Source organism: Lacticaseibacillus sharpeae JCM 1186 = DSM 20505, from assembly GCF_001436225.1.
Classification (GTDB): Bacteria; Bacillota; Bacilli; order Lactobacillales; family Lactobacillaceae; genus Lacticaseibacillus; species Lacticaseibacillus sharpeae.
Genome location: NZ_AYYO01000042.1, coordinates 1 through 14,305 on the forward strand (window position 1 = coordinate 1; position 14,305 = coordinate 14,305).

General features: G+C 43.1%; 12 protein-coding genes and 2 pseudogenes. 9 read left to right on the forward strand and 5 right to left on the reverse strand.

Features of this window, described 5'->3' with window-relative positions; translation table 11 throughout:
* The first annotated feature begins 128 nt into the window (after positions 1 to 128).
* From FC18_RS08200 to FC18_RS08225, 9 genes and pseudogenes are all read left to right on the forward strand, one after another.
* Positions 129 to 389, forward strand: a complete 261-nt coding sequence (locus FC18_RS08200) for a hypothetical protein (RefSeq protein WP_054680420.1) — start codon at positions 129 to 131, stop codon at positions 387 to 389.
* Positions 386 to 1,291, forward strand: a complete 906-nt coding sequence (locus tag FC18_RS08205) for an IS3 family transposase (protein WP_056976024.1) — start codon at positions 386 to 388, stop codon at positions 1,289 to 1,291. Before FC18_RS08200 ends, FC18_RS08205 begins: the two co-directional genes overlap by 4 nt.
* A 56-nt stretch (positions 1,292 to 1,347) precedes the next feature.
* Positions 1,348 to 1,641, forward strand: a pseudogene (locus FC18_RS11945) (conjugal transfer protein); the annotation flags it as partial.
* 313 nt (positions 1,642 to 1,954) lie between these two features.
* A pseudogene (locus FC18_RS12450) lies at positions 1,955 to 2,002 on the forward strand (hypothetical protein); the annotation flags it as partial.
* Positions 2,003 to 2,017: 15 nt separating this feature from the next.
* Positions 2,018 to 3,937: a tetracycline resistance ribosomal protection protein Tet(M) gene (gene tet(M) / locus FC18_RS08210; RefSeq protein WP_000691749.1), complete on the forward strand. Its 1,920-nt coding sequence runs from the start codon at positions 2,018 to 2,020 to the stop codon at positions 3,935 to 3,937.
* A gap of 118 nt (positions 3,938 to 4,055) precedes the next feature.
* Positions 4,056 to 4,130, forward strand: a complete 75-nt coding sequence (locus tag FC18_RS11955) for a cysteine-rich KTR domain-containing protein (protein WP_439646205.1) — start codon at positions 4,056 to 4,058, stop codon at positions 4,128 to 4,130.
* A 166-nt stretch (positions 4,131 to 4,296) separates the two neighbouring features.
* Positions 4,297 to 5,832: an IS21 family transposase gene (gene istA, locus FC18_RS08215; RefSeq protein ID WP_056976026.1), complete on the forward strand. Its 1,536-nt coding sequence runs from the start codon at positions 4,297 to 4,299 to the stop codon at positions 5,830 to 5,832.
* Complete coding sequence (gene istB / locus FC18_RS08220; RefSeq protein ID WP_003663191.1) at positions 5,832 to 6,590, forward strand: IS21-like element helper ATPase IstB; 759 nt, start codon at positions 5,832 to 5,834, stop codon at positions 6,588 to 6,590. Before istA ends, istB begins: the two co-directional genes overlap by 1 nt.
* Complete coding sequence (locus tag FC18_RS08225; RefSeq protein WP_003663192.1) at positions 6,587 to 6,793, forward strand: hypothetical protein; 207 nt, start codon at positions 6,587 to 6,589, stop codon at positions 6,791 to 6,793. The genes istB and FC18_RS08225 overlap by 4 nt, the downstream gene beginning before the upstream one ends.
* A gap of 953 nt (positions 6,794 to 7,746) precedes the next feature.
* Here FC18_RS08225 and FC18_RS08235 read toward each other — a convergent pair.
* From FC18_RS08235 to FC18_RS08255, 5 genes are all read right to left on the reverse strand, one after another.
* Positions 7,747 to 9,663, reverse strand: a complete 1,917-nt coding sequence (locus FC18_RS08235) for a restriction endonuclease FokI C-terminal domain-containing protein (protein WP_054680412.1) — start codon at positions 9,661 to 9,663, stop codon at positions 7,747 to 7,749.
* Between the two features lie 82 nt (positions 9,664 to 9,745).
* Positions 9,746 to 11,683 carry a Dam family site-specific DNA-(adenine-N6)-methyltransferase gene (locus FC18_RS08240; RefSeq protein ID WP_056976028.1) on the reverse strand — a complete coding sequence of 646 codons (1,938 nt, stop codon included), beginning with the start codon at positions 11,681 to 11,683 and terminating at the stop codon, positions 9,746 to 9,748.
* Between the two features lie 502 nt (positions 11,684 to 12,185).
* The gene (locus FC18_RS08245) at positions 12,186 to 12,521 is read right to left on the reverse strand and encodes a hypothetical protein (protein ID WP_054680410.1); all 336 of its coding nucleotides are present in this window, start codon (positions 12,519 to 12,521) and stop codon (positions 12,186 to 12,188) included.
* Between the two features lie 52 nt (positions 12,522 to 12,573).
* Positions 12,574 to 12,930, reverse strand: coding sequence for a hypothetical protein (locus FC18_RS08250; protein WP_054680407.1), 357 nt, complete (start codon positions 12,928 to 12,930; stop codon positions 12,574 to 12,576).
* Positions 12,931 to 13,766: 836 nt separating this feature from the next.
* Positions 13,767 to 14,243, reverse strand: coding sequence for a hypothetical protein (locus FC18_RS08255; protein ID WP_056976031.1), 477 nt, complete (start codon positions 14,241 to 14,243; stop codon positions 13,767 to 13,769).
* Positions 14,244 to 14,305 lie beyond the last annotated feature (62 nt).

Sequence of the window (14,305 nt, forward strand, 5' to 3'; positions counted from 1 at the left end):
AAATATCGCAATAATCTGATTGAGCAAGATCACCGTTTTATTAAGCGGCAACAGGTGGTGTTACCCTCAAAAGTGAGACAGTGAATCTAGTATAATAACATCAAAGTATGATGACTGGAGGATCTGTTATGGCTAAGAAGTACAACCAAGATTTCAAAGACATGCTCATCGAATTGCATGCAGCTGGCAAAAGGACAGGCGAATTAAGCAAAGACTACGAGGTGCCCATCGCGACTTTGGGCAAATGGTTCACCGAGCACAAACAAGCAACGACCAAGGACCTTTCAAGCGCTGATGTTGCGAAGATGCGGGCTGACTATCTTCAGATGAAACAGGAGAATGAGATCCTAAAAAAAGCCTTGGGCATCTTCGCGAAACAAAACAAGTGACGAACCGCGACTTGTATGCCTTTATCAAAACTCATGACTTCCCGATCGTCACAGCCACTGATGCTTTGTCCGTACCACGCGGTTCTTATTATCGTTACTGTAATCACGAAGCAACGCCAACTGAGAAGCGCCGAGCAGAAATCAAAGCTCAACTGCACGTTGCCTATAAAGCCTCAAAAGGCCGCTATGGCGCCCCAAAGCTGACGTTTATGATCAACCAGCAGCGAAAAGACCGCGTGGGTCAAAAACTGATTCAAAAGCTCATGCGCGAAGAAGGATTGTGTTCGATCACTCGCCGAAAATATCGCGCGACGCCGGCGGCGAACCCAGTAGCTGAGCGAAACAACCTCTTGGCGCAAGACTTTAGCACAACCAACATCAATCAGAAATGGGCAGGTGATATTACCTACGTTAAAACAGCTAAAGATGGTTGGACTTATTTATGTACTTTCATGGACTTGTTTTCACGCCGCATCGTTGGCTTTGCGTACGGTCGCGATATGACGGAGCCCCTAGTCATTAAGGCGTTTAGTAACGCGTTGATCAATCGTGACGTTTATGAGGGATTAACTGTACACACAGATCTTGGCAGTCAGTTTACCGGCAAAGATTTTGAAGAAATCTTGGTTTCAGTTGGCGCTAAACATTCATATAGTCGCAAAGCGACACCCTACGACAATGCGATTATTGAGTCATTTCATGCCTCTTTCAAAAAAGAGGAACATTACGTTTATCCAGAGAATTACCGCACTTTTGAACAAGCACGAACGAACATTTTCGAATACATTGAGAAGTGGTACAACCGCACTCGGATTCACACAGGACTAGAAATGATGAGTCCAGTGCAATATGAACTTACTCATTTGAGTGGCCAGATGATGGCTTGGAGCGCATTACCATGAAATCACAGCGCAACAATCAAATAGATTCACTGTCTCAAAACTTGACTTAATTCCAGGTTGATTCCATTACAACCAATGAAATCAATGAGTTTTTAACGACGTTCTTCAAGCTCTATCCTACAGCGACAGCCAGTGAACTTTCCTACTATGTGAATGACGGGATATTAAAACCAATCGGAAAAGAGTACATCTTTCAAGAACTGGTAAATCCTATTCACAATCGTAAGGATAATCAAGTCACGGTATCGCTGACAGTGGAGTATATCGACCAGCAGACCAAAGCAACGCAGGTATCTCAATTTGATTTGGTACTTGAAAAGAACGGGAGTAATTGGAAGATTATAGAATAACAAATATTGGTACATTATTACAGCTATTTTGTAATCACGTACTCTCTTTGATAAAAAATTGGAGATTCCTTTACAAATATGCTCTTACGTGCTATTATTTAAGTATCTATTTAAAAGGAGTTAATAAATATGCGGCAAGGTATTCTTAAATAAACTGTCAATTTGATAGCGGGAACAAATAATTGGATGTCCTTTTTTAGGAGGGCTTAGTTTTTTGTACCCAGTTTAAGAATACCTTTATCATGTGATTCTAAAGTATCCGGAGAATATCTGTATGCTTTGTATGCCTATGGTTATGCATAAAAATCCCAGTGATAAGAGTATTTATCACTGGGATTTTTATGCCCTTTTGGGCTTTTGAATGGAGGAAAATCACATGAAAATTATTAATATTGGAGTTTTAGCTCATGTTGATGCAGGAAAAACTACCTTAACAGAAAGCTTATTATATAACAGTGGAGCGATTACAGAATTAGGAAGCGTGGACAAAGGTACAACGAGGACGGATAATACGCTTTTAGAACGTCAGAGAGGAATTACAATTCAGACAGGAATAACCTCTTTTCAGTGGGAAAATACGAAGGTGAACATCATAGACACGCCAGGACATATGGATTTCTTAGCAGAAGTATATCGTTCATTATCAGTTTTAGATGGGGCAATTCTACTGATTTCTGCAAAAGATGGCGTACAAGCACAAACTCGTATATTATTTCATGCACTTAGGAAAATGGGGATTCCCACAATCTTTTTTATCAATAAGATTGACCAAAATGGAATTGATTTATCAACGGTTTATCAGGATATTAAAGAGAAACTTTCTGCCGAAATTGTAATCAAACAGAAGGTAGAACTGTATCCTAATGTGTGTGTGACGAACTTTACCGAATCTGAACAATGGGATACGGTAATAGAGGGAAACGATGACCTTTTAGAGAAATATATGTCCGGTAAATCATTAGAAGCATTGGAACTCGAACAAGAGGAAAGCATAAGATTTCAGAATTGTTCTCTGTTCCCTCTTTATCATGGAAGTGCAAAAAGTAATATAGGGATTGATAACCTTATAGAAGTTATTACTAATAAATTTTATTCATCAACACATCGAGGTCCGTCTGAACTTTGCGGAAATGTTTTCAAAATTGAATATACAAAAAAAAGACAACGTCTTGCATATATACGCCTTTATAGTGGAGTACTACATTTACGAGATTCGGTTAGAGTATCAGAAAAAGAAAAAATAAAAGTTACAGAAATGTATACTTCAATAAATGGTGAATTATGTAAGATTGATAGAGCTTATTCTGGAGAAATTGTTATTTTGCAAAATGAGTTTTTGAAGTTAAATAGTGTTCTTGGAGATACAAAACTATTGCCACAGAGAAAAAAGATTGAAAATCCGCACCCTCTACTACAAACAACTGTTGAACCGAGTAAACCTGAACAGAGAGAAATGTTGCTTGATGCCCTTTTGGAAATCTCAGATAGTGATCCGCTTCTACGATATTACGTGGATTCTACGACACATGAAATTATACTTTCTTTCTTAGGGAAAGTACAAATGGAAGTGATTAGTGCACTGTTGCAAGAAAAGTATCATGTGGAGATAGAACTAAAAGAGCCTACAGTCATTTATATGGAGAGACCGTTAAAAAATGCAGAATATACCATTCACATCGAAGTGCCGCCAAATCCTTTCTGGGCTTCCATTGGTTTATCTGTATCACCGCTTCCGTTGGGAAGTGGAATGCAGTATGAGAGCTCGGTTTCTCTTGGATACTTAAATCAATCATTTCAAAATGCAGTTATGGAAGGGATACGCTATGGTTGTGAACAAGGATTGTATGGTTGGAATGTGACGGACTGTAAAATCTGTTTTAAGTATGGCTTATACTATAGCCCTGTTAGTACCCCAGCAGATTTTCGGATGCTTGCTCCTATTGTATTGGAACAAGTCTTAAAAAAAGCTGGAACAGAATTGTTAGAGCCATATCTTAGTTTTAAAATTTATGCGCCACAGGAATATCTTTCACGAGCATACAACGATGCTCCTAAATATTGTGCGAACATCGTAGACACTCAATTGAAAAATAATGAGGTCATTCTTAGTGGAGAAATCCCTGCTCGGTGTATTCAAGAATATCGTAGTGATTTAACTTTCTTTACAAATGGACGTAGTGTTTGTTTAACAGAGTTAAAAGGGTACCATGTTACTACCGGTGAACCTGTTTGCCAGCCCCGTCGTCCAAATAGTCGGATAGATAAAGTACGATATATGTTCAATAAAATAACTTAGTGTATTTTATGTTGTTATATAAATATGGTTTCTTGTTAAATAAGATGAAATATTTTTTAATAAAGATTTGAATTAAAGTGTAAAGGAGGAGATAGTTATTATAAACTACAAGTGGATATTGTGTCCTGTATGTGGAAATAAAACACGATTAAAGATAAGGGAAGATACTGAATTAAAAAAATTCCCCCTCTGAAGACGGCATATAGCTTTACCAGGTAATGCGAAGTTTTTGACACCACTCGGCGAAAAAATTGTCCAAGGTCGGCGAAGAAATTGACCAACAATACAGAAACCTCCTGTATACTATGGGTAGCATACGTGTAAGCGCGTGCAATTCTTAAATACAGGAGGTCTTTGTAATGGCTATTCATTACCGTCAAATTCTTGAGCTTCACGCTCAAGAGCTGGTGCAGCGAGACATTGCGGCAATCACTGGGAATTCACGTCCCAAGATTTCTGAAGTTATCAAGCAAGCTGAGCTACATCAGATTAGTCCACCATTTACTGATGATGTGGATGATATTTGGTTGGAAAGCTTGTTGTTTCCTCAGAAGCAACCGATGGCAAAAGGTCGGCAGATACCCGACTTCGAAAAGATACACGAGGAATTGGCTAAGCCTAACGTCACCTTATCCCTGGTTCATTATGAATATGAGCAAGAGTGCCGACAAAATGGCACAATTACGTATGCGTATCGAACCTTTTGCCAGTATTATCGTGCTTATGCGCAGAAATATAAGGCAACTATGCGGATCCGGCGTAAACCAGGTGAAGTGATGGAGGTCGATTGGGCGGGCTCACCTTTGCATATCGTCGATCGCGAAACTGGAGAAATCATCAAGGCATATCTGTTCATCGCTTCTTTGCCGTGTAGTGCGTACAGCTACTGTGAGGCATTTATGACTGAACAACAGGAGGCGTGGCTTACTGGACACATTCATGCGTATGAATTCTTTGGTGGTGTGACGCAATATCTGATTTCCGACAATCTCAAAACGGGTGTGACTTCGCACAAGCATAGCGAAATCATCTTGAATGAAATGTATCGAGATCTAGCCTTGCACTACGGCACAATTGTGATGCCAGCACGAGTCAGGAAGCCAAAGGATAAGCCGACTGTCGAAGGTGTTGTGGGGACAGTATCAACATGGATTATAGCAGCGCTACGAAATGAAACATTCTTTGGCCTCGAGGAATTAAATAAGGCCGTTCGCATCAAACTCAAGGAGTTCAACGAACGGCCATTCACAAAGAAATATAAACAAGGTAGTCGCCTTTCGGCGTTTCATGACGAAGAAAGCTTTGCCTTGCGACCATTACCTGTTCAAGCTTATACGATGGCCAGTTGGCGGACTGCCATCGTGCAATTAGACTACCACATCAACGTGGAAAGTCAGTTTTACTCTGTTCCTTACGAGTATATCTCATCTAAAGTGGATATCAAGGTGACGAAAGATATCGTAGAAGTTTTCTACAAAGGTAATCGAATTGCCTCCCATAAACGACTAACCGGTAAATTCGGGCAATTTTCAACCAATCACGATCATTTGCCAGCAGAACATAAACTGTTCGTCGATCATACACCTGAGAACGCATTAGCTTGGGCGGAAGAGGTTGGCATCAATACGCTTGCCGTAATGCGATATCTACTTAAATCGGCGGCAAGTGAAAAACAAGGTCTAAGTGCAGCTTTTCGATTCAAAGGCTTAGCTAGAAAATACGCAGCTATTGAAATCGAAGCCGCGTGTACGACCGTGATGAAAATTGCGACCGCACCGACGGTGTCCGTAGTTGAACGGGTTATGAAAAGTCAAAAGATTCCAGCACCAAAGACGATTAACGAACCCGACTACGGTTTTACTCGTGGTGCAGCATACTTTGGAGGAAATGACTAATGGTAAATGACGAAACTCAACGGAAGTTACGGCAGATGAAGCTTACCTCTATGGCAAATGCCTTGGAAGCACAGGAAAGCAACACAGAATATAGATCAATGAACTTTGATGATCGGTTCAAGTTACTCGTTGATGCGGCTTACGCAAGCCTTCAGTCAAATAGGCTGAATCGACTGATCAAGAGTGCAAATTTTCGGACGAATGAGCCATGTATAGCTGATATCAATTACTTGCCGGATCGTAAGTTGGATCGGAACTTGATTCAACGCCTTGCGACTGGCACGTATATTCAAGAGCACCATAACGTCATCTTAATGGGTGCTTCAGGTAACGGGAAAACATGGTTGGCGACAGCTTTGGGGATTGAGGCTTGCCATCAGTTTCATAAAGTAAAATATGTGCGTCTTCCCGAACTGATTGATGATTTGATTGTAGCGAAGCATGAGGCAAACGGTGACTTTCATAAGATTATTGAACGGTACAAGAAAGTTGAACTCTTGATCATCGATGAGTGGCTTTTGACGCCGATCAACGATGAACAAGCTCAGACTATTCTTGAGTTGATCGAATATCGAAGTCAGCGTGGTTCAACAATCTTTTGTACTCAATTCGCGCCGGAAGGCTGGCATAGTAAGCTGGGAAATCCACAGATTGCGGATGCGATCCTTGACCGAATCGTCCACGATTCTTACAAGCTCCTTATCCAAGGCGACAAATCGATGCGCGAGCGGTATGGAATCGGAGGCGAATTTGCATGATTTCAGTAGAACTGGAACAACGATTGGCGCTGTTCTATGCACATACAGACGCAATGGAAGACTGGGAAAACGTGCTTGGCGACGCACTGGTGGACATTATCTGGGAAAATAACGATAAATTGACGGATGACGAGCTTTTCGAATATGGAAAAGAAGTCATCGTGAAATACCTGGGTAAGTGCCGAGGAGACAAGCTCCCGTAAAACTGAAAGTGGCATCGCTGAAAACGCTCAGCGATGCCACTTTTGAAATTCTTGGTCAATTCTTTCGCCGAGTGGTGTCAATTTTAGCACCGAATGGGGTAAAAAAGATCGCCGAGTTGGGCAATTCGCTTCGCCGCCTTCAGAGTACCGGTTCGCACGAGACAAAGCCTCATCATCAAGCGTAAGTGTGGATCCACGTAATTTAACCTCAGCTCAGTTTGAGCATTGGGTCAAGACAGATTTAAGCACTATTCCAGACGTAGATATGAGCACATGCCGTTATATTCATAAATTTAAAGACGGTCTGGCTATTATTTATGTTTACGGGAAGGCTCCTGGCGAGAGTGATGAAGCGCTGATAAGGATTTACGCTGTTAGTGAGCAGGGTTATCTAGAGATTAAGGATTCAGGTCAGTGGTACGTTGTTTCCAAGGAATACAAGTAAGGCGTTTCTTTACTCCAGTTGGGAGAGCATTGGCGACCAGGTGACCGAACGGAGCTATGACGGCTAGGTTAAGTTTATCCGGGAGAAGCTTGTCGTTGAAGGGCTATGGGAGAGCGTGGGGGAGATGGAGTTTGAGTAGAGGGCGTGGCCACCGGGCGTTGCGGTGGCTATTTATATTTTGATAGATCATTAAATTCGTTTCTTGATTTTAAAGTTAAAGAAGCTGATATAACGGCGTTTTATTGCACTTGGTCGGCTAGGTTACGGGATTTGTGATATATTTTCCTTGCGGACGGGTTCCAGTAGATGGGTTCCAGCTCGCCAGCAAACTTTTTCAACACTAATCATCTCCCGATTAATGTTGAATGTCCGCAGCAGAGATGCTGCGGCTTTTTTAACCATCAGGTTAGTGGTTAAAGCGAAAGAAGTCTATAATTTCACAACTTTATTTCAGCGCATAGAAAATAATGAAGAGGAGGCCATCAATGACGGCCTCCTCGTTTGTGGTTTAGATTTGGTTGACTATTTTATCATAGTACTCACTGTGATCTATGTTGTCATCGGTCCAGTCATTCAGTAACTGGGTGTGACCATAGCCGCTCTTGGCAAGGTAAGCTTCTGATGTTAGCAGAAGCTTTTCAACGGTGGTCAGCCCACCGCGAGCGTTTGTGCGGGCACGTAGATCCTTAAGCAGTCTCTGGTAGTTTCCTGTAAATGACCCGGATACATACATGAAGCTTAAATTATCGTCAACATTAAGCGATTCCGGAACTTGAGTCCACCATGTCGAGGCACGGTTAGGGTCTTTCGCCCGTACATCGTCAATGTATCGGGCAACTTTATCGGTATTTCCTGCAAGGGAGTAGCCGTTATCGTAGGCTTTTGTGTCGACGATTAAGAAGTTTCCATCTTTATCCCAGGCAATACCATCGGGCTTACTTGCGCCACCTAAGGAAGCACCATCAAAGTCTAGGTGTGTCAACAGTAATTCCATGGTCATTGATTCAAGCATTGAGTATTCGGAGTTCTGTGAAGAGTCGAGAGCCAACTCGACAAGCTGCAGGTATCTGTGATCGACATGTTTGAGTAGAGGACGGAGTTCATCCTGCTGACGCTGAACATTGTCCTTCTTAGGTAGCTCACTTGCTGTGATAGGAATTTCGAAGTCTTGTATTGGGTCCTTCAGTACGTATTTGTTATTGGCATTTTTATCTATTTGGATACCAATTCCATTTAGTCCATTAATATGGTCAGATATTTCTTCAGGAGTGACAGTCGCTCCCTCAAAGATTGGCATTTTGTTTACTTTGTTTTCGTTGATCCTAGTAGCAATTTGGTCGGCAGTAAGTCCACTGGAGTTATCCAGCTCCATGAGAATAAGAGCTCGAACAGTGCGGGTATAAACAACGTTACCCTTTGTAGCAAGCATATCCCAGGTTACATTTTTGGTCGTTCGTTTGTGTTTGGAGCGGCCAAGAGCTATCCCAAGATTTTCCCGTCCGTAACCGGTTAGCTTGTATGCCGGTAGTGAGAAGTGACTTGTGCGGCCAGTCTTGGGACTCTCGTAGCTGTATAGTTGATCGACGATTGATATTAGCTTCAATTTGGATAGAAGGCTCGCTATTCCTCGGATATACTTATCGCTCGTGCTTTCCCAGTTACTTTTAATTTTCTTAATTCTAGCGCGATCACCATCCTCATATGCTTCAGTAAGAGCACTGACATATAGTTCTTCACCAAAACTAGTGAAGCCGGCTTCTCCAGCAAACCCAAATGATTCGCCTAGCTGAAATTTATTGAGTCCTTCCTTGCTGTCTTCAAGCGACTTTAAGAATGCTACAGCATATGGATATGACATAAAGGACAGCTGCAGTATAGTTAGTTCTTCGTTAGTTAACTCCTCAGATTCTGAGTGACTGGCAGTAGCCAACTGCTCTCCGAGCGTGGTTATGCTTATATTGCCATTGATTCGATTCCAGTTTAGTAGTCCGAGCCCGATTGCTGAGCTGAAAAAGTTACGAATTGGCCAAGCACGCATTGGTGTTTTAAAGGTATCACCGTCTGGATTTGTCGGAGTTGACCCATCTTCGTTTTTAGCAATACTTTGGCCATCCATAATTGCAGGTAATACACTTTTTATTTTCCAGGTAGCAGGTATGCCAGTCTTTTTAGGGTATTCTGACGCAAGTTCGTCGGTTGTTAGTTGTACCGGCGTAGTAGATAGCTTACTAAGTATGGTTTCTTTTAGCTCAGGATTATCACCGAATTGCCAGTTCATTTTTTCTTTAACTTTATTCTGGATTGGGGAATCGATAATGAACACTTGTAGCATATCAATCATTGAGCGCAACGATCCAACGTCCTGACCGAGGCCCGTTGAGAAACGCTTAACATTTTTTGGATAGTAGTTTATTGTGATAGCCATTATGTTCTCCCTGATATTTTCTTAACTTAATAATACCAAAAAAGGCCCCGTAAAGGGCCTTGAGAGGTGCGATATTTATTAGTTAATAGTTAGTGATTAGGACTTCATGGCTACCGAGAGCCACGGTATTATGTGACGCATTCTGGTAGTCATAGAGCAGTGCGTGAGTGTTGTATTTTTTGCTCCACTCCTTTAGCATGTCATTGCTCTTACCCTTATGGTCGGTAACATTGCTAAGTGCAAACTTGATGTTTCGTGATGTTAGTTCATCTAGAATATCGTATAGTTGCTGCTCTTGTTTTTCCGTCCAGTTCACAAATCCACGATTGCCATCGTTGTATGAACCGGTTGTTATCAGGTATGGTGGGTCAGCGTACACGAACGAGTTGGGTGTCAGAACTGAAAAGTCGAAATTAGTGAAGTAATCGTCTGTGAAACGAGCATCAATACTATTCAGTTTTGACACAAACCGCAAGAGGTTGTTGGCCATTCTATCTGAGAAGTGACTTCTATTTCGACCAAACGGATTGTTGTATTGAAGACTATTGTTGAAGCGAAATTGGTAATTGAAGGAGTATGACACGAGCACGTACAAATCTAAGGGATTTGGATTTGCGTTGTATTGTTCTCTAAAATTAAGATACGCTTCTTCATTGGTCTTGGAGAGATGGCACTCGTTAATACGCTCATTTATGAGGTTCAGAAGTTTCTGCGGATCCTTGTTCTGAAAAAATCTAAACAGCTCGTTAATTTTTGTGTTGATGTCGTTGAAGTAGACCTTGTTGGCATTTGAATTTATACCCACATTTCCTCCTCCGCTGAACAAATCAACGAATGTATCGATTCTTTGAGGAAACAGCGGCATGATTTGAGGTAAGAGTTTGTACTTTCCGCCGATGTAGTTAAGAGGACTCTTTATGAAGCCCATCTTTGAAGCGGATTTTGTAGTTTTTATTGGTGCGTGGGTAGTTGGTTGTTGATCAGTAGGTTGATATTTTTTACTACGGAAGTAGAACAGCAACTCCTGCACACTGGTATTCGGGTTAACTATCTTTGACTTATATTTTCTGTATGAGACGCGGCTGACTTCGACATCTTCATTGACGGCATTGTCTTTGAGAATTGACAGTAAGTCTTCTTCGCTTAAAAGACCGTCTGTGGAATAGCTAACTATAACGTGTTTAAAGTTTAAGTTAGAGAAAAGGGACTTCATGGCGTCTAACACCTTTGACTTCATGGCAAAGGTAGATTTTTCATCTGTATAATCGCGTTGCCCGGTAACGCCCTTTAATGGTTGTTTGTCCCATTTTGCAACTGATTCAAGCACATGATAGTTTGGAGCGTATTGTCGAGAGTTGTATGGAGTATCGATGTAGACGATGTCTCCGCTGATGTGATTGATTAGATTGAGCGAGTCTTCATTCAGAGCCTTGTTTGCAACGTGGTTGTTTATGATTTGACTAGGTACGAGCTCAATTGATTTATAGGCGCGCTTGTCCCAGTGTTTTAGGTAGGCTCCATACGTGCCCGTAATGTTTGAGACGTACGGAATTCCCTGTATTAGGGCGTCAAGAAGGTAGAAAAATTCGCCATCGTTTATTATATGAGATGCGTGCCATTGCTCAATGGTGTCACGAATGAAGTCTATCCGGCGAGCATTTTCTGGAGTTAGATACATTCTGTTTTTTTTGCCATTGGGTGAGTAATTAGTCGTTACGTAGCCATCAGGGACATCGCTAATGTCGTGTGATTGTAGATATTTTATGGGATCATCAATGTTCAGTGTCTTGAGTCCCGTGAATGTGGGATATTCATTCATTTGAATTGATGCACGGGCAATAACATAGGAGAAGTACATAATGTCGTTTGACACAATTTGATATTTGTCTTTGAAGTACTGGCCAACCGAGTTAGATCCTCCGAATAGATCTACAAATGTTTTTTCGCTGCCGTCAACGTGTTTGGCAATTACGCTGTCAATTTCTGGCAGAAGATTTACTTTACTTCCGATGAATCTCATATTCGCACATCCTATTACATCCTTATTTGTGTATAGCATAACACAACCGGGGTCCATCGTCTATAAGATGATGGGCCCCGTAGAATCTATAATTCACTAAAGATAATTTGCTTATTTTTCATATATTTTGGTAGGTCGTTTGGATTCAGCAGCCCCCTATTATTCAAGTCTGCGCCAATAAGCAGTTGCCTTACTTCTAGAGCACCGCCAAGCACTCCAGTAAGATTTGATGTTTCGATAATCTGACTGTCAAAGTGTCCAGAAAAATAGCTGCTTATCCAAAGAAAGTAATGACTGGTTTTAGGTATATGGCTATTGAAACCGTTCCACCACTTATTAGGGGTGATGGTTTGGCTTCGCTCTATATTTTCTGTAACTTATCTAGTCATTTCATCTAATCTTGGTTGTCTTCTTCGTCTCCATCCAGGCCCCACCCGCGGTCAATCATGTCGTTGTCCAGCGGATCCATACTCTGTCCCTCAAACAGGTGATCGAAGCTTTCTTATTCTTCCAGCTGGTGCTGTATCTGCTTGTCTTCCTCTGCGAGCCGGTCATTTTCATCATCGGCTGCTGCCTCGGCGTCTAATCCAGGCTCTTCATTGAGAATGTCGGGTTCGTAGTCATCGAAATTTTCTTCTTCGTACTCGTACGTTAAACGGTGTTTTGGCTCAGGAATGGGATTCTGTGCCCGCACACGTGCCCGTCCACGGTCCCGAATGCCCTTCTTACGTGGTGATTCCTCGGCCGTCAGCGCGAATGCCGTGACGAGTGCATCCGCTAACGAGTTTACAACGATTGTGTTCTTGTTTTGCTTACGTTTGCTGCGTTTCTTTGACATGGTAATCCCCCTTGTCGTGTATACGACTATCCCATTACGACTACAGTGTATATCAGTTTGTGTGGGGTTTGTAGTTATCTAGACAAGCCTTCGCCGCTGCCCGGATACGGTCAGGCAGCTCTTCACATTCCGCAAGTCCGCGGATCCACGCACGCGCCATGTAAGATGCATAGCCGCGGTGCATGCCTGGCCTTGCATTTCTTGGGTCTGAGTTCGTACGCAGCTTCTCAACAACCAAGTCGTCGATAAGCCGCAGTTGCTTCTGCGTGGCGTATTTGCGTGCCAGCAGTAGTTCATCCAGGTCTGTGAAGTTGATAGAGGTATCGGCGCTGGTTTTGGTAAGCCAGAGTTCAACAGCTGGGCGGTGACCCAGTAGTTCAGATAGTTTGTTGTTGATTCCGTATAGCATAGTTAGCGCTCCTCGCTGTTTTTAGTAATAAAAAAAGTCGCACATAAATGCACGACTAACGGGGTTAGCTTGTGCATCCGTCTACAGTGGGGCACGTTGCCAAAAGGTACGTTGCCGGCCGGTCATAGTGTGTAGCCACTCGCGGCGCTCTTGATACATATACGATTTTTTCTATGGTTCAACGATAGCACGTAATTGTGAGAGTGTAAACTATATTATTACCCCTCCCCGGTCCCTTCGGGCCCTCGGGCGCCCGCGTCCGGCCTTCGGCCTCCTCGGGTAGCGCGCTATACCACACCATGAGCCTCCGCTACGCTCCGGCTCGCCTACAGAGCTCTCCTTCCGGCCGTCTCGCCTAGGGCGAGACGGCCTAGGATCCCACCCGCGAGTCCCGCTTCGCGGTCTCCGCGGCGAACGAACCCGCTCCCCGACTCCGCGGGCTCCTTCCATAGTGGCCGCACACACTCATACCCTGGCGCCGCCCACCCACGCGTCCGCGCCAACCGCTGGCGGGGCTCACGCTATAGACGCTAGGGAGCGTCCGGACATATAGGCGCAGAAGCACGCGCAGTCGCAGGCTCATGCCATAGTGGTTGCGGGTACCGATGCGGATGTTTTGGGGAAAGGGAAATCCGGTAAATCGAAGCCTCAACCTAGCGCGCATGTTCGTAGCGCCACGCCTTCGGCGCGCTGCGAACTGCGTGCACAAATAGAGATGAAACTAGCACAAAAAAACAAGGTCAAAACCAGCAGACCCCGACCCGCACAGGTGTACTAGGCAAGTATCTAGGGCAAATAAAAAGAGGCTTCGTGGCCTCCATTGTGGACATTATTATTTAGACATTTGGAATTTTTGAAGATATTAGTGCAGCACTGGTTGTCAGTTGATACTCTTTTTCGCCAAATTTGGCGGTGTAAGAATGGACATTATTGGGGTCAACGCTGGTTATCACGCCCAGGCCCCAGTTGCGACTATGAAGGCGCATGCCAACAACCGGGTTAGTTACAGTCTGCTTGCTCAATAGAGACCGTAGCTTAGCGGACTGTAGTTGCTCTGGTGTCTTAGGATGTTTAAGGTCGTAGGTTGCTTTAAGAATCAGATAACTGTAATGATCAGCAACATCAAGCCAGTAGTGGTGTGAAAAGATTGGCTCGTATTCCTCCCTTAACTGACGAACGAAGTCCTTGATGACGGGTATGGTGTCGTGATTTATCGGTAGTTTGTCGATTTTTGCCTGCTCCAGCTCAAAGTGATAACTTGTCGAAAAGGTTCTGGTGCAAATTTTACTTAGGGAGAGTGCATCATGTATCATGAATTCAAACTGGAGGTTTTCAGATGACTGATCATTTTAAAGGACGGCAATTCAATCAATCA